The following is a 15,765-nucleotide window of genomic DNA, read 5'->3' as shown; positions in this document are numbered from 1 at the left end:
TGCGGCCTCAGCCTCAGCGGCTGTAGACGTTCATCGACGGGAAGAAGAAGGCGACCTCGTTGGCAGCCGTCTCGGGGGCGTCGGAGCCGTGCACGGCGTTCGCGTCGATGCTCTCGGCGAAGTCGGCGCGGATGGTGCCGGCGGCGGCCTTCTTGGGATCGGTGGCGCCCATCAGGTCGCGGTTCTTGGCGATGGCGTCTTCGCCTTCCAGGACCTGCACGAACACGGGACCGGAGATCATGAAGTCGACCAGGTCCTTGAAGAAGGGACGCTCCTTGTGGACGCCGTAGAACTGCTCGGCCTCGCCGCGCGACAGGTGCACCAGCTTGGCAGCGGCGATCTTGAGGCCGGCAGCCTCGAAGCGGGAGACGATCTTGCCGATCACGTTCTTGGCGACGGCGTCGGGCTTGATGATGGACAGGGTACGTTCGATGGCCATGGGCTTTTTTCTCTGAGGTTGAATGGGAGGAAAGAGGTTTGCCAGAGGTTCCCCAAGCACGGCTTCACGGGAGTGCAGACTCCCGCCTCGACCGGCGCCTATTGGCAAAGCCCTCGATTTTATCCGCGCGCCACGATGGGCACGCAGCATTCGAAGGTATTACTTCAACAAAGCCAGCAGACAGGCGAGTGGGTGGAGGTCCACCGGCCAACGTACAGGCAGCGAAGCCTGCGGATCTGGCTCAGCAGGCGCTCAGCGCCCGCGCTTGCGACCGAAGCCACCGCCGCCGCCAGGAGGACCCCCATTGCCGCGGCGCGCGTCCTTGCGCTGACGGGTGAAGCTGTCGGCACCGATGTAGCCCAGCGACGTCTTCATCGGATCGGGCTGGTTGCCGCCGGCATTCTTGCCGCCGCCCCCACCGCCGTCCTTCCGGGCTCCGCCTTGGCCGCCCTGGCCGCCTTTGTTGCCCTTGCCGGCCCAGCCGCCCTCCTTGCCGAAGGACGGTGCCGGTCCGCGCGGACCGCCGTTGCGGCTGACGCCGTTGCGTTTGCCACCGCCATTGCGACCCGGCCCGCCGCCGCGGCGCTCGTCGCCCGGCGGGCGCGGCATCTCGGCACCGGCGGCGCGGGTCAGCGCGCGGATGTCCTGCTCGTCCAGCTCCATCCAGGCGCCGCGCTTGAGACCGCGCGGGAGCACCATGGCCCCGTAGCGGATGCGGATCAGCCGGCTCACGGCATGGCCCACCGCCTCGAGCAGCCGCCGCACTTCCCGGTTGCGCCCCTCGGAGATCGTGACGCGGTACCAGCAGTTGGAGCCTTCGCCGCCGCCATCCTCGATGGTGCCGAACTGAGCCGTGCCATCTTCCAGGCGCACGCCATCCAGCAGCTTCTGCTTTTCCTCGTTGGACAGCGCGCCCAGCACACGAACGGCGTACTCGCGCTCGAGGCCGAAACGCGGGTGCATCAGACGATTGGCCAACTCGCCAGAACTGGTGAACAGCAACAGGCCTTCGGTGTTCAGGTCCAGCCGCCCGACGGACTGCCACTTGCCCTGGTGGAGCCGCGGCAGCTTGCGGAACACGGTGGGCCGGTTCTGCGGATCGTCATGGGTGACGACCTCGCCCACCGGCTTGTGGTAGGCGATGACCCGCGCGGGCGGGGGCGCGATCCGATAGCGGATCGGCTTGCCATTGACCTTGACCTGATCGCCGTACTGGATCCGCTGGCCGATGTGGGCCGGCTCGTTGTTGACGGAGATGCGGCCTTCAAGGATCAGACGCTCCATCTCGAGGCGCGAGCCCAGGCCGGCCTGGGCGAGCACCTTGTGGAGTTTGGGCGCATCCGCCTGCGGCAGCAGCACGCGCTTGGCGACGGCGCCGGCGGGCTCTTCTTCGACCTCGGCATCGAATTCGCCGGAGACGACGTCGGCGAACTGGATCGGCTCCGCGGCCGGGGCACGCTCGCGAGACTCCTCGGAGCGGTCCGCTGCGTCTTCATGATCGTCGTCGCCATCGCCGTCATCGTCGAAATCCTCGTCGGCTTCGGCGCTGCCATCGCTCGCCCGCTCAGGCGCCGCAGGCTGTACCGCAGCCTCGGGCTTCGCCTCTGCGGGCGGCACAGTGGCGGAATCAGCAGGCTCTTCGGCCGGCTCGGCCGCAGCCTCGCGCATGGATCGCGGGCGACGCTTGCGCACAGGCTCCACCCCTTCGCCGCTGGCAGGCTGCGGCGCCGCCGCGGGGGTTTCGGCCGCCGTGGGAGCCGTGGCGGGCAGGCCCTGTTCAGGATCGGATTCAGTCATGAGGGGCTTCCGGGAAAGGTTTGGTGTCGGGGGACGCCGCGCTGGGCGACGTGGGCGCAGCCTCGGCGGAGGCTGGAGAGCGGGCAACGTCCGCCCCGGTCGCGAGCCGCGGCACCGTGGCCGTGGCCATCTCGGCAGAAGGCGCATCGGCCGGCGGTGCCGCCAGGGTTTCCATGGGCAGCGCGGGCTGCTCGGGCTCGGGCGGCAATCCGCGGCCGGCCAGCGCCTGGGCCATGTCGCCGGGACGGTGCGGCGCGTCGATGGCGGGCAACTGGTCGAGCGATGCCAGGCCCAGATCGTCGAGGAACTGCCGCGTGGTGGCATAGAGCGCCGGTCGGCCCACGGTTTCGCGGTGACCGATCACCTCGACCCAGCCCCGGTCTTCCAACTGCTTGAGGATCAGCGAGTTGATCGTGACGCCGCGGATGTCTTCCATGTCGCCCCGGGTGACCGGCTGGCGGTAGGCGATGATCGCCAGCGTCTCGAGTGCGGCGCGCGTGTAGCGCGGCGGCTTCTCGGGGTGCAGGCGGTCCAGGAAATCCCGCATCTCCGGCCGGCTCTGGAAGCGCCAACCGCTGGCCACGCCCACCAGTTCCATGCCGCGCTGCGCCCACTCGTCCTGCATCTGGGCGAGCAATGACTTGAGCGTATCGGTGCCCACCGCCTCGTCGAAGAGCACGCGCATGTCGCGCAGCGTCAGCGGCTGCGACGAGCACATCAGGGCAGTTTCGAGAATGCGCTTGGCATCCGCCGTATTCATGGTGGCGAGGTTCCAGGCAAGAAGCGCGCGATGCGCGCCGGGACAGAAGAGCCGAGAGAGAAGAAGGCGCCGACGTCTGCGGCTGTGCGCCAGGACGGGCCGCCGTCCTGTAGGCGCGAGCGGCCAGTCGAGAAGATGGCCGCCAGAGGTCGCGCCGCGAGGCGCTCAGCCGCGATTGTAGTCGAGCCCCCACGCCCTGACGGCGTCGGCAAAGTCGGGGGGCGGTGGCGAGCGCAGCTCCAGGGCCTGGCCGGTGACCGGATGCGAGAAGGCAAGACGGAAGGCGTGCAGGGCCTGGCGGTGCAGGCCGGCCGCTGGCGCCCCCCCATAGGTGTCGTCGCCCACCAGCGGATGGCCGATGGAGGCCATGTGCACGCGGATCTGGTGCGTGCGGCCCGTGTCCAGCGTGCAGCGCACCAGACAGCCGCGGTCATGGCTGTCCAGGCGCTCGAAGCGGGTGCGGGCTGGCTTGCCGGCGTTGTGCGTCAAGTCGACCACCGCCATGCGAAGGCGGTTGCGCGGGTCGCGGCCGATGGGCGCTTCCACCGTACGGCTGGCGGGCCCCGACCAGGTGCGATGGCCCATGGCCAGGTACTGCCTCGACACCTCGCGCGCCGCGATCATGCGCACCAGCGCGTCCATGGTCTGGCGCGTGCGGGCCACCACCATCAGGCCGCTGGTGTCACGGTCCAGCCGGTGCACGATGCCGGCACGAGGCAGGCCAGCCGCCTTGGCGTCGCGGGCAAGCAGGCCGTTGAGCAGCGTGCCGCTCCAGTGGCCCGGCGCCGGGTGGACCACCAGCCCGGCGGGCTTGTCGATGACGACGAGGTGCTCGTCCTCGTGCACCACCTGCAGCACCATCGCCTCGGGCCGGAAGGCCTGGCTCTGCGGCGTGGGCCGCAGTTCGATCTCGCCGGCCTGCCCAGCCTGCACCGAGGTCGCGGACTTGCGGATCGTCCGGCCCTGAACCTGCACCGCACCCTCCTCCACCAGTTGCTGGAGGTAGCTGCGGGAAAACTCGGGAATCAGCTGTGCCAGCGCCCGGTCCAGGCGCTGTCCATGAAGAGCGGAGGAGATGACGAAGGCGCGTCGCTCGCTCTCTTCTAGCGCATCGGAAGGCTCGTCGGCCTCGGCATCGGGCCCGGGCTGGGACAAGGGGGGGGTCGATATAATCCCGCGGGTTTGACTCACGAAAGCTTGCCTGTGACGTATCGCACCCGATTATCGGCGGTCCCCTCGTGGCTCGCCCTCTGTGCCGCCGGGTTCCTGCTGGCGGGCTGCTCCTCCACCAAGACCGATCCCACGGCCAACTGGAGCCCGAACAAGATCTACTCCGAGGCCAAGGAAGAGGCCGACGGCGGCGCCTATGACAAGGCGGTTCCGCTGTTCGAGAAGCTCGAGGGTCGCGCCGCCGGCACGCCGCTGGCGCAGCAGGCCCAGATCGACAAGGCCTATGCCCAGTACCGGGCCGGTGACAAGGCCCAGGCGCTCGCCACGCTGGACCGCTTCATGAAGCTGCACCCGGCCAGCCCCGCCATCGACTACGCGCTCTATCTGAAGGGCACGATCAACTTCAATGACGACCTGGGCATGTTCTCGTGGCTGACGCGCCAGGACCTGTCCGAGCGCGACCAGAAGGCCGCCAAGGAATCCTTCGAGGCCTTCCGCGAACTCGTCACGCGGTTCCCGGATTCGCGCTACGCCAACGATGCGCGCCAGCGCATGAACTACATCGTGAACTCGCTCGCGCAGTACGAGGTTCACGTGGCGCGCTACTACTACAAGCGCGGCGCCTACCTGGCCGCCATCAACCGGGCCCAGATCGCCCTGTCCGACTATCGCCAGGTGCCGGCGCTGGAAGAAGCTCTGTACATCATGGTGATGTCATACGACGCACTGGGCATGAACGACCTGCGTGATGACACCAAGCGGGTGCTGACCGCCAACTACCCTGAGAGCCGCTATCTGGCCCAGGGCTTCAAGACCAAGGACAACCCGTGGTGGAAGATGTGGTGACCGGCGGCTGACGCCACGCCCTGCTCATCGAAGGCCGCCTCGCGCGGCTTTCGTCATTGAAGAGCCGACGCTTCTGCCCGCGAGGGTCCGCGCAGGCCGGGTACACGCGACGCACGCCGGCGTCCGGCGTCACGGCGCTGCGTTCTCAGGGCTTGTTCGTGCCCGGAGAAGCCGGCACGACCGTCGCCACCTTGCCCCGCAGTTCGCGCAGCTTGGCCTTCAGCCGCCGCTCGTTGACCAGACCGACCCGCACCATCAGCTTCTGACCGGCCGACAACGACTGCAGGCGAGGGTCCGCGTATTCGTAGCGTACCCAGGGACGGTCACCCGGCACCTCGCTCCTGACCTCGACCACGCGGATCTGCACCGGCCCCGCTGGCTCCGGCGCGGCCAGCAGGTGGTCGATGACGGCCACCAGCCGGTCGTTGAAATAACGACCGGGGTAGCCCAGTTCCTCGTAGGCCTGCTGGAAGAGCGGGTAGAGCCGCGCGTATACGCCCGCCACCTTGCCGGCGTCCAGGTTCTCGGCGAAGAGCACGAACGGCGTGTAGCGCGCGGCGTTGTCGGGCGCGATGGTGCGCGCCTCGCCCTGCCCCTGGAGCTGGAACCGGCCGTCGGTGGGCCGCACGGGCCATCGCTGCACCGGCGCCTGCTCACGCGGCAGGTTGTCGACCGTGGCAACCAGGCGGCGGACGGCGTCGTCCAGTTGCAGGAACTGGCCCACGGCCTTGCTGCCCAGCAGTTCGACCAACGCGGAGCGCACGCGGGCATCGGAGTCGCCGAGCGCGGGCAGGTTCTTGTCGGGCTCGCCAATGGCGGCGACCTGGTTCTGGGGCGTCGGCGCAGCCGCGGGGGCGGGCACCACGGCCGACGGGGCATCGGGCGGCGCCGGCGTGCTGGCCACGGGCGCGGCAGGCGGCAAAGGCGCGTGCCGCTGCTGCCACCATTGCCAGCCGAACCAGCCGGCCGCAGCCAGCGCGATGAGCAGCGCAATGATCAGGCCGACGGGACGTTCGGCACGGGGACGGAAATCGGGCTCGGACATGCAGGACTCTCCTGGGCTTCGGCGACGGACTCATTGTGGGCGGCGCCCTGCCCTGTACCGCCACCGCACGGTAAGCCGTTGTGACAGGGCGGTCCGCCCCTGGCGCGCTTCGGGTGCGAATCGCCACCTGGGCGCTAGGTTCCCGCCATCAGAAGCCGCCCAGGCCCTGCGCCAGGACGCGGGTCAGTTCACCCGCGGGCAGCGGCCTGCAACCCGCCGCGTTCTGCCCCGACCACAACGGCGTGAAGTCGCCGCGGCCGGCCGCCTCGGCCTTGGCGCGCAGCGGCGCGATGGCCGCAGTGGCCAGTGGAAACGCCGGCGCGTCCGGGCTCATCGGCCCCAGCTCGCGCATGACGCGGTTGACGATGCCGCGCGCCGGGCGTCCGGTGAACAGCCGAGTGAGCGCCGTATGCCGCGCGGCGTCGGACTGCAGGGCCGCACGGTGCAGTGCGCTGGTCGTGGCCTCCGGGCACAGCATGTAGGCCGTGCCCACCTGCACGCCCGCCGCGCGCAGTGCCATGGCCGCCGCGACGCCGGCCGCATCCACAATGCCGCCTGCCGCAATGACGGGCACGTCCAACACCGCCGCCAGTTGCGGCACCAGTGCGAACAGGCCGCTCTGCCGGCTCAGATCGTCCGACAGGAAGTGGCCGCGATGCCCGCCGGCTTCCAGGCCCTGCGCGATCACGGCATCGGCGCCGTTCGCCTGCAGCCACAGGCCTTCGTCCACCGTCGTCGCACTGGCCAGCACCCGGGCGCCCCAGCCCTTGACCCGGGCCAGCAGCTCGGGCGCCGGCAGGCCGAAGTGGAAGCTCATCACAGGAGGCCGCAGAGGCTCGATCAGGTCGCACAGGGCGGTGCTGAACGGCTGGCGACCGGCGCCCACGCCGATGCCTGCGGGGTCGATGCCAAACTCGGCGTAATACGGGGCCAGGCGCCCCCGCCAGCGCGCTTCGTGCGCCGCATCGGGCTCGGGTGGCACATGGCAGAAGAAGTTGAGGTTGAAGGGCCGGTCGGTCGCCGCCTGGATCGTCGCCACCTCGCGCGCCATGGCGTCCGGCGCCAGCATGGCGCAGGGCAGCGAGCCCAGGGCTCCGGCTCGAGAGACGGCAATGGCCAGTGCACTGTCCTGCACGCCCGCCATGGGCGCCTGGATGATGGGAAGGTCAATGCCGAGCAGGCGGGCGAGTTCGGAGGCGGGCATCGTGGGGTCCGGCAATGGGAATCGCAGCATTGTGCGCACCCGCGGACGCCGCCGGCCGTCAGACGAGGTTCAGATCCCGCGGCGCCGCGCCCGGAAAGACCTGCGACACCTGCTGCGCGGACAGGCCGTACATCCGCTGAAACAACCCACCCAGCACCGCGCGGTATTCGTTGAGCACCGGACAGTCACGGTTCTGGAACAGCGTCTGCGCCGTCAGCGCCTGCTGCGTGCCGACGACCCGTCCGCCTGCCGAGGCCGAGAGCCCGCCGCCGAGCACCCAGTAGACGGTGCCGTGCCCGTGGTCGGTGCCCTTGTTGCCGTTTTCGCGGAAGGTGCGACCGAATTCGCTGATGACGACCACCACCGTCTCGCGCCAGGCCGGCTCGCCCAGTTCCTCCGCAAAACCGGCAAGGCCGCGCCCCAGTTCCTGCAGGCGATTGGCGAGGTAGCCCGTGCTGCCGCCCTGGTTGACGTGGGTGTCCCAGCCACCCACGTCGACGAAGCCGAGGTCGAAGCGGTCGCGCATCAGCCGCGCCATGCGTCGCGCCACCAGTTCGAAGCCCTTCGCGCTGATGGCATTGCGGCTGGCCTGGTCCATCTCGGCCTGGATGCTGCGGCGCACCTCGTCCTGCAGCGCGAAGCCTTCCGCCACATTCCCCTTGAGCGGGCTCTGGCTGTACATCGCGGCGATGTCGGCCGTCTGGCGTGCATCCAGGCCGCGGCCGCCTGCCCCACCCAGCCCCATGTTGCCCACGCGGGCTGCGCCGCGCATCGACAGCGGCAGTTGGTCGGTGAACGCGATGGGCGCCACTTCCTGCAGCGGCCCGGCACCGAGCACCTGGGCCAGCCGGTTGAGGAATCCGGAGCCGTAGTCGCGCCGGGCGCCCAGGGCCTGGCCGAGTTCGATGCCGTCCTGCGTCTCGAAATGGCTGCGCGTGAGGTCGTCGGTTCCCGCGAAGGGGATGAAGGCCGCCTCCCGTCGCTGGAAGAGCGGCAGCACGGTGCTCGCCAATGCCGGGTGCAGGCCCCAGTCGGCATCGAGCGCCAGCGCGCCGTCGGGCTGCCCCGGCCGGGGGATGGCGATGCTCGGCCGGCTCTGGTAGTAGAAGTCGCTGCCCGTGGGCACCAGCACATTGCAGCAGTCATAGGCCCCGCGCAGGAAGACCACCAGCAGCCGGGCGCCCTCGGCCGACGGCGCGGCCAACAGCCGGCCGACGGGGCCGGTGAGCGAGAGGGCAGCCCCTGCCTGGAGCAGGCGCCGACGGGAAGCGGATGCGAGCTGCGTGCGTGTCATGGGCGGCCTCATCGGTACATGCGCTCGGGCGAGGCGAGCAGATAGGTGTTCCAGTCCTGCGGCGACGCGGCCTTGGCCAGTGTCTGCCGCGTCGCCAAGCCCAGGGTCGGCTCGAGCTGCCTCATCAGCGGCGACTGTGCCATCGGCGGGTAGGAAGGCTTTTCCACGGGCTGCCGGGGCTCGGTGCGCATCAGCACGGCACCGTTCGCACCCAGCGAACGCGCGACGTCGACCCGCGCGCTCATCTGGCCGGCACTGGCCCAGTCCTGCTGCCGCAGCGGGTAGCCGTCGGGCGTCTCGTGCGCATACGGCGCCTGCCCCAGCCGGTTGACCCAGCCCAGCAAGGGCCCGGTGTCGGCGATGACCCGGTCGCCGTACGCCAGGCGCACGGCCCCCACGGTGTACTGCAGCGGATCGCGGAACTTGCGGCCGAGCGAGGCCGTGAATTCGGGGGACGACAGCAGCGTGCGCATCACGGCCGCGATGTCGCCGTCGGTGCGCTGGAAGGTCTGCACCATCTGCTCCACCAGCGCGGGCGGCGGATCGTCGGCGACGAAGTAGGTCGCCAGCCGGCGCGAGATGTGCCGGGCCGTGGCCGGCGAACGGGCCAGTCGGTCCAGCGCCTCGTCCACTTCCGCCAGGCCGGTGGCGCGCAGGGGCTGCCCCAGCAGCGTCTTGGGACTGCGGTCATGGCGGGCGGGGTTGAATTCGAAGGCGCCACGGCGTACCCACTGGCCGGCCAGCGCGGGCGGCAGCCTGGGTGGCGGTGCGTCGGCAGGCTGCAGGTTGATGCCGACGCCCGTGAGCACCCGCGCCATCTCCTGCACGTCCGACTGCGTGTACCCGCCGTCAACGCCCAGCGTGTGCAGCTCCATCAGCTCGCGCGCCAGGTTCTCGTTGATGCGACCAGCGGCGTTCTGCTGGTTGTCCAGATAGACGAGCATGGCTGGGTCGAGCTCCACCGCGCCCAGCAGGTCGCGGAAGCGTCCCAGCGCATGCGGGCGGATGGCGCGGTCTTCGAAATCGGCCAGCAGCGGGCGCACCGGCCCCTTGCGCACGCTCACGTAGAAGTGGTTGGCCCAGAACCAGCTCATCACCTCGCGCAGCTGATCGGGGCCGTACAGCGCCCGCAGCAGAAAGCGCTGCTGCGTTTCGCGGCCCGCCTGGTTCATGGCCTTCTGGTAGGCCTGACGAGCCGCCTGGCGGGCCTCGTCGTCGGGCAGCGCGTCAGCGGCGCGGCGCTCCTGTTCAAGCCGGATGGCGAGCGCGCCGGGCGGCCCGGTGTTGATGCTCATGGCTTCGACCTGTTCCTGCGCGGCCGGCGGCAGCGGCGCTGGTGGCGCCGGACGCAGTTGGCCGTCGAGCCAGCGGGCCGCGCCCGCGCGCTCGACCTGGGCCACCGTGTAGGTGGAAAGGCCCCAGCTGAGCCGGTCGATCCAGGCCAGCCGGGCGGCGGGGTCCTGCGGCGTGGGAATCGACGTCGTCATTGCGCCGCAGCCCAGCAACAGCGCAGTGCCGCAGAGTGCAGCGAGAACGGCGCGACGACCGAAGAAAAGCCGCATATGAACTCCCGAAGGCGCACGGGGGCGCGGTCTGCTCTCAACACACCGGCGTGCTGGCAGGTTGACGCAGCACCCGCCGCTGTCATGTAAAGAAACCAATCCGACGGCAGGCTGACCGCGCCCCGGCGTCCTACAACGCCTGCCGTTGCCAACCCACGGTGCGGGAGCGCAGCAGCCCAGATGCTCCGCCATCCTCCAGTTGCCCGTACGCATGCCCGCGTCGGCACCCACCCTCCTCCTGCCCTTCCACATGCGCCGCCTCTGGGAAATCGACGCGCTCCGCGGACTCATGCTCGTGCTCATGACCGTGACGCATCTGCCGTCCCGCCTGACGGATCCGCTGGGTCAGCCCTTCGGCTTCGTCTCGGCCGCCGAGGGCTTCGTGCTTCTGTCGGCCTTCGTCTGCGGTCTGGTCTATGGCGGCATCGGCCATCAGAAAGGCGTGCCGGCCATGCGCCAGGCGTTCTGGCGGCGCGCAGTAACGGTCTACCTCTGCCAGGCGGCGTTGCTGCTGTTCCTCTTCTTCGTCATCGCCGGGCTGGGCCTGCGGGCCGACCAGCCGGCGGTGCATGAGCGGGTGCGCTACTTCATGGCGTATCCGCACCAGGCTTTCGTGTGGGCGCTGGCGCTGGTGCATGAGCCGGCGCTGCTCGACATCCTGCCCATGTACATCCTGTTCATGCTGGCCAGCCCCTGGGTCATGGCCTATGGCATGCGCCACGGCTGGAAGCGGCCGCTCATGGTGAGCGCGGGCCTGTGGCTGCTGGCCGAGTTCGGCTTCACCAACCTGCTCTACCGTGCTGCGCAGGGGCTGTTGGGCGTTCCCGTTCCCCTCGACGAGACCGGCGCCTTCGACTCGCTGGCCTGGCAGTTCCTTTGGTTTGCGGGCCTGTGGCTGGGCTGCAGCCGGCACGACCCGGTGCCACCGAAGCTGCAATTCCCGACTGGCATCGTCCGCGCGGCGGTGGCCATCGCGGTGGTGGGTGTGCTGTGGCGGCACTTCGGGCCGACCGGTCAGGCACCCTTCGGCAGCCACGACATGCTGAACCTGTGGTTCGACAAGTGGCGCCTGGCGCCCCTGCGGATGCTGAACCTCGTGGCCCTGTGCATCGTGGTGCTGCGCTTCGGTCCGACGTGGATGCAGCACCTGCCGCGTCCCCGCGTGCTCGAAACGCTGGGGAGTTCATCGTTGTCGGTGTTCTGCGCTCACCTGATCGCCGTGTTCGTGGTGCTGGTCGTCTGGGGCGGCGACTTCCACGCCCGGCCGTGGTGGGGCGACGCGCTGATGCTGGCTGTCGTGTTCAGCAGCCTCTATGCGGTGGCCGTCGGCGTGGCCCGATGGGAGGCGCGGGTCAAGCCTCCATCACGGAAGAAGGCTGCGCGCCCGCAATCTGCCTGATCGCCCGCTCGAACACCTCGGGCGGCTGGCCGCCGGAGATCAGGTGCTGCCGGTTGAGGATGATGGCCGGCACCGAATGGATGCCGGCCTGAGTGAACATCCGTTCCGTCGCGCGCACCTCGTCCGCGTATTCGTCGCTGGTCAGGATGGCACGCGCGCGCTCGGCGTCGAGGCCCGCCTCGGCCGCCAGGCGCACCAGCAGTTCATGATCGGCCGGGCTCAGACCATCGAGGAAGTAGGCCTTGAACAGGGCCTTCTTCAGGGCGAGTTGCTTGTCCGCGCCTTCCAGCTCCGCCCAGTGGAGCAGGCGATGTGCATCGAAGGTGTTCCACACGCGCTTGCGCATGTCGAGGTTGAAGGGAAAGCCCACCGCTTCGCCGCGTTGGCGCAGCACCTCGCCGTTGGCGCGCACCTGGGACTCGTCGATGCCGTACTTGCGCTTCAGGTGTTCGATGGAATCCTCGCCCTCGGGCACCATGTCCGGATTGAGCTCGAAGGGCTGGAAGTGCAGGTCGACCTGGACATCGGGCGCCACGCGCTCCATGGCGGTCTGGAGCGAAGACAGGCCGACGGCGCACCAGGGGCAGGACACATCAGAGACGAAATCGATACGCAGGGTGTTCATGCGCGCATTCTGCGTTCGGCCGACGACATCTGCACCGTCCGGGCCTTTGCGTCACGACGCCGGAGATGCGGCCGCCGAGGATCAGCCCCGGCGTGCACCCTGCAGCCGTGGCAGCCAGCCGTAGGCGATGCCCACCAGCGCCAGCCCCGCCAGCAGCAGCGGTAGCACCATCGGCCAGGCACCGGCCGAGTAGCGTGCATCCACGAACAGCGCCGCGGTCTGCCCGGCGCAGAAGGCCATCAGCATCATCAAAAAGCCCGACCACGACACGGCACGCCCAGCCAGGTGCGGCAGGTCGCCCACCGCGCCGGCCTGGCCGCAGGGCTGATGGATGCCGTGGCCCATGACATAGACCGCATGTCCGGCCAGCAGCGGCAAGGGGGAATGCGGCAGCAGCAGGCAGCCCAGCGCCTGGATGCTGGCCCCGGTGAGGCTGAGCACCGAGCCGATCTGCACCGTGCGCACCGGCCCCACCCGGGCCAGCAGCCGCCGGCACAGCAGCGTGCTGCTGATGTAGACCACCGAGCCGCCCGCCGGCACCCAGCCGTACATGACCGGCGACATGCCGAGGTAGCCGATGTAGACCATGGGCGACAGCAGCAGGAAGCAGAACAGCCCGCCATAGGTGCAGGCGGCCAGCGACGCCCACGCGCGGAAGGGCCTGTTGCGCCAGACCTCGCGGGCGCTGCCGCGGGGCGCGGAGGCATCGGGTGCGTCCCCCTGCATCGGCCTGTGCGTCTCGGCGAAGGAGTGCCAGCACAGTCCCAGCAGCACCAGGGCGTAGACCGCCATGCCCACCAGCACCCAGCGCCAGCCCAGCGCCTGCACGCCCCAGGCACCAAGCAGCGGCGACATCAGCGCCACCACGCCCAGGCCGCTCAGCCCGCGGGCCATCACCTGCGGCCCCTGGTGGGCGGGGTACAGGTCGCGCACCGCGGCCCGCGAGCACACCAGGATGGCGGCCATGGCGAAACCCTGCACGGCCCGGCCGGCCGCCAGCAGCAGCACGCTGCCTGCCAGCGCACAGCCCAGCGCCGCAACGGCGTAGGCGCCCAGGCCGGCCAGCAGCACCGGCCGGCGCCCGAAGCGGTCGGCCAGCGGGCCGCACAGCAACTGCGCCACGCCGAAGGCCAGGATGAACACCGTCAGGCTGCTGCTGGCCGAGCCGAGGTCGCGCGCGATCTCGGGCAGCGCGGGCAGGTAGCTGTCGGTCGCCACTGGCTGCGCGGCCAGCAGCAGCGGCAGCAGCATGGCGAAGGCGATGCCCCGGCGCGGCTGGCTGGATGGCGCGCCGCTCATGCCCGGCGCTCCATGGCCACCGCACGCCACGCGCACAGGGTGCCGACCACGGCCAGGGCCGTCGCGGCCCAGAACATGGTCACGTAACCCAGCTGCTGCGCCACGGCGCCGCCGGCCAGCATGCCCAGCACGCCGCCGCAGCCGTAGCCGATGACGGTGAACAGCGCCTGCCCGCGTCCGCGCAACCGGCCCGGGAAGTGCTCGGTCACCATCGCGATGCAGGTGGTGTGGTGCGCCGCGAAGCTCAGGGCATGCAGCATCTGGCCCAGCGCCAGCGCCCAGACCCACTGGCCCAGCCCGGCCGTCAGACCCATGCGCAGCACGGCCGCCGCGCCACACAGCAGCAGCCACTGCGGCATGCGCAGCCGCCGCACCATCCGGCCCTGCAGACCGAACCAGGCCACCTCGGCTGCCACCGACAGCGCCCAGAGCGCGCCGATGGCCGCCTTGTCATAGCCGATCGAGTCGAGGTAGAGCGAGAAGAAGCCGTAGATGGCGAAGTGCGCCGTGACATGGAAGAACAGCGAGGCGAAGAACCAGCGCACCACCGGCCGCTGCAGCACCGGCCCCACGGGCTCGTGCACCACGCCGCGGGCGGCGACGGGTTCGCGGTGATCGGGCAGCCTGAGCGTGGCGAAGAGCACCAGCCCCAGCGTGACCAGCGCCCACCCCGGGAAGTGCCCCATGCCGAAGTGGTCGAACCACGCCCCGGCCAGGAACACGGTGACCAGGAAGCCCGCCGAGCCGCACAGCCGGATACGGCCATAGCGCCCCCAGTCCCCCGCCACCAGGTGCGCCAGGGCCGCCTCGGTGAGCGACATCATCGAGCTGGTGTGGGTGAACATCACGAGCAGCACCAGCCCGACCCACCACGGCCCGCCGTTCCACCACAGGCCCAGTGAGCCCGTCAGTGCCACGGCCGCGCTGATGCGCAGCAGCTTGACCCGCTCGCCGGTGCGGTCGGACAGTGTGCCCCAGGCATAGGGCGCGAACACCCGGGTGAAGGACTGCACCGAGGTCAGAAGGCTGATGGTGAAGATCGGCAGTCCCAGGCTCTGCAGCCAGAGCGGCAAGTACGGGTTGAAGAACCCGATGTGCGCGAAATAGCTGGCCGACAGCCCCGCGAAGGCGAGCAGCGGACGCCGGCTGGCGGCGGCAGGTGGAGCGGCCGGGCCGGCCACTACAGGAACGAGGCCTTCAGGCCCTCCGGACGATCGGCGTCGGCCTTGTCGGTGCGCGCGACGGGAAAGGCCGCGCCCGGCTCGCCGCACTGCGCGCGCTGCCGCAGCGCGTGCTCGATCACCACCAGCGCCAGCATGGCCTCGGCGATGGGCGTGGCGCGGATGCCCACGCACGGATCGTGGCGGCCCTTGGTCACCACCTCCACCGGCCGGCCGTCCACGTCAACCGACGTGCGGGGTGTGGTGATCGAGCTGGTGGGCTTGATGGCGATGGCCACCTCCAGGTCCTGCCCGGTGCTGATGCCGCCCAGCACGCCGCCCGCGTTGTTGCTGTCGAAGCCCTCGGGCCGCATGGCGTCGCCATGCATGCTGCCGCGCTGCGTCACGCTGGCGAATCCGGCGCCGATTTCCACGCCCTTGACGGCGTTGATGCCCATCATGGCGTAGGCGATGTCGGCATCGAGCTTGTCGAACAGCGGCTGGCCGAGGCCGGCCGGCATGCCCGTGGCCACCACCCGCAGGCGGGCGCCGCACGAGTCCTGCGCCTTGCGCAGCGCGTCCATGTAGGCCTCCAGGGCCGACACGTCGGCCACGGGTGCGAAGAAGGGGTTGTTGGGCACGTGGTCCCAGCTCTCGAAGCCGATGACCTGCTCGCCGATCTGGGTCATGCAGCCGCGGAACTCGGTGCCGTACTGCTCGCGCAGCCATTTCTTGGCCACCGCGCCGGCCGCCACCATCGGCGCCGTGAGGCGGGCCGAGGAGCGACCGCCGCCGCGCGGGTCACGGATACCGTACTTCTTGAAATAGCTGAAGTCCGCGTGGCCCGGGCGGAACTGGCGGGCGATCTCGCCGTAGTCCTTGCTGCGCTGATCGGTGTTCTGGATCAACAGCGCGATGGGCGTGCCGGTGGTCTTGCCTTCGTACACGCCGGAGAGGATCTGCACCGCATCGGGCTCGTTGCGCTGCGTGACATGCCGGCTGGTGCCGGGGCGGCGGCGGTCCAGGTCGGGCTGGATGTCCGCCTCCGAAAGGGCCATGCCGGGTGGGCAGCCGTCGATGACGCAGCCGATCGCGGGGCCGTGGGATTCGCCGAAGTTGGTCACCGCGAACAGGGTGCCGAAAGTGTTGCCGCTCATAGGCGCGC

At 70.2% G+C, this 15,765-nt stretch carries 14 protein-coding genes; 2 read left to right on the top strand and 12 right to left on the bottom strand.

Features of this window, described 5'->3' with window-relative positions; genetic code table 11:
• Positions 1-13: 13 nt before the first annotated feature.
• The 4 genes from ndk to BXA03_RS01875 all read right to left on the bottom strand — a co-directional run bounded on the left by ndk (position 14) and on the right by BXA03_RS01875 (position 4,151).
• On the bottom strand, positions 14-439 hold the full coding sequence (ndk, locus tag BXA03_RS01890; RefSeq protein ID WP_076503460.1) for a nucleoside-diphosphate kinase: 426 nt from the start codon (positions 437-439) through the stop codon (positions 14-16).
• A 252-nt stretch (positions 440-691) separates the two neighbouring features.
• On the bottom strand, positions 692-2,236 hold the full coding sequence (locus tag BXA03_RS01885) for a pseudouridine synthase (protein WP_076503459.1): 1,545 nt from the start codon (positions 2,234-2,236) through the stop codon (positions 692-694).
• A complete protein-coding gene (scpB, locus tag BXA03_RS01880; protein ID WP_076503458.1) occupies positions 2,229-2,996 on the bottom strand; it encodes an SMC-Scp complex subunit ScpB in 768 nt (255 codons plus the stop codon). Before scpB ends, BXA03_RS01885 begins: the two co-directional genes overlap by 8 nt.
• Positions 2,997-3,161: 165 nt before the next feature.
• Entirely contained in the window at positions 3,162-4,151 is a 990-nt protein-coding gene (locus BXA03_RS01875) for an RluA family pseudouridine synthase (RefSeq protein WP_076503457.1), read from the bottom strand.
• A gap of 48 nt (positions 4,152-4,199) precedes the next feature.
• On the opposite strand from BXA03_RS01875, the gene BXA03_RS01870 reads away from it, so the two are divergent.
• Positions 4,200-5,012, top strand: a complete 813-nt coding sequence (locus BXA03_RS01870) for an outer membrane protein assembly factor BamD (protein ID WP_076503456.1) — start codon at positions 4,200-4,202, stop codon at positions 5,010-5,012.
• A gap of 145 nt (positions 5,013-5,157) precedes the next feature.
• Here BXA03_RS01870 and BXA03_RS01865 read toward each other — a convergent pair whose 3' ends face one another.
• From BXA03_RS01865 to BXA03_RS01850, 4 genes are all read right to left on the bottom strand, one after another.
• The gene (locus BXA03_RS01865) at positions 5,158-6,057 is read right to left on the bottom strand and encodes a DUF3014 domain-containing protein (protein WP_076503455.1); all 900 of its coding nucleotides are present in this window, start codon (positions 6,055-6,057) and stop codon (positions 5,158-5,160) included.
• A gap of 148 nt (positions 6,058-6,205) precedes the next feature.
• Positions 6,206-7,261, bottom strand: coding sequence for an NAD(P)H-dependent flavin oxidoreductase (locus BXA03_RS01860; RefSeq protein WP_076503454.1), 1,056 nt, complete (start codon positions 7,259-7,261; stop codon positions 6,206-6,208).
• 58 nt (positions 7,262-7,319) lie between these two features.
• Positions 7,320-8,555 carry a DUF1501 domain-containing protein gene (locus BXA03_RS01855; RefSeq protein WP_083715818.1) on the bottom strand — a complete coding sequence of 412 codons (1,236 nt, stop codon included), beginning with the start codon at positions 8,553-8,555 and terminating at the stop codon, positions 7,320-7,322.
• An 8-nt stretch (positions 8,556-8,563) separates the two neighbouring features.
• On the bottom strand, positions 8,564-10,042 hold the full coding sequence (locus BXA03_RS01850) for a DUF1800 domain-containing protein (RefSeq protein WP_234983565.1): 1,479 nt from the start codon (positions 10,040-10,042) through the stop codon (positions 8,564-8,566).
• A 325-nt stretch (positions 10,043-10,367) separates the two neighbouring features.
• Between BXA03_RS01850 and opgC the strand changes: the two genes are divergently transcribed.
• Positions 10,368-11,516 carry an OpgC domain-containing protein gene (gene opgC, locus BXA03_RS01845; RefSeq protein ID WP_083715840.1) on the top strand — a complete coding sequence of 383 codons (1,149 nt, stop codon included), beginning with the start codon at positions 10,368-10,370 and terminating at the stop codon, positions 11,514-11,516.
• Here the strand turns inward: opgC and BXA03_RS01840 are convergent.
• From BXA03_RS01840 to aroC, 4 genes are all read right to left on the bottom strand, one after another.
• Entirely contained in the window at positions 11,470-12,141 is a 672-nt protein-coding gene (locus BXA03_RS01840) for a DsbA family oxidoreductase (RefSeq protein WP_076503451.1), read from the bottom strand. The two genes, opgC and BXA03_RS01840, sit on opposite strands and share 47 nt — an antisense overlap.
• Before the next feature lie 81 nt (positions 12,142-12,222).
• Positions 12,223-13,440, bottom strand: a complete 1,218-nt coding sequence (locus BXA03_RS01835) for an MFS transporter (RefSeq protein ID WP_076503450.1) — start codon at positions 13,438-13,440, stop codon at positions 12,223-12,225.
• Positions 13,437-14,621: an MFS transporter gene (locus tag BXA03_RS01830; protein WP_076503449.1), complete on the bottom strand. Its 1,185-nt coding sequence runs from the start codon at positions 14,619-14,621 to the stop codon at positions 13,437-13,439. Before BXA03_RS01830 ends, BXA03_RS01835 begins: the two co-directional genes overlap by 4 nt.
• The gene (gene aroC / locus BXA03_RS01825) at positions 14,621-15,757 is read right to left on the bottom strand and encodes a chorismate synthase (protein ID WP_076503448.1); all 1,137 of its coding nucleotides are present in this window, start codon (positions 15,755-15,757) and stop codon (positions 14,621-14,623) included. Before aroC ends, BXA03_RS01830 begins: the two co-directional genes overlap by 1 nt.
• Positions 15,758-15,765 lie beyond the last annotated feature (8 nt).

The organism is Pseudacidovorax sp. RU35E, from assembly GCF_900156165.1.
In the GTDB taxonomy this organism is placed as follows: Bacteria; Pseudomonadota; Gammaproteobacteria; order Burkholderiales; family Burkholderiaceae_C; genus Xenophilus.
Note: the sequence above shows the minus strand (reverse complement) of the source record. Positions and strands in the feature narration are given on the sequence as shown.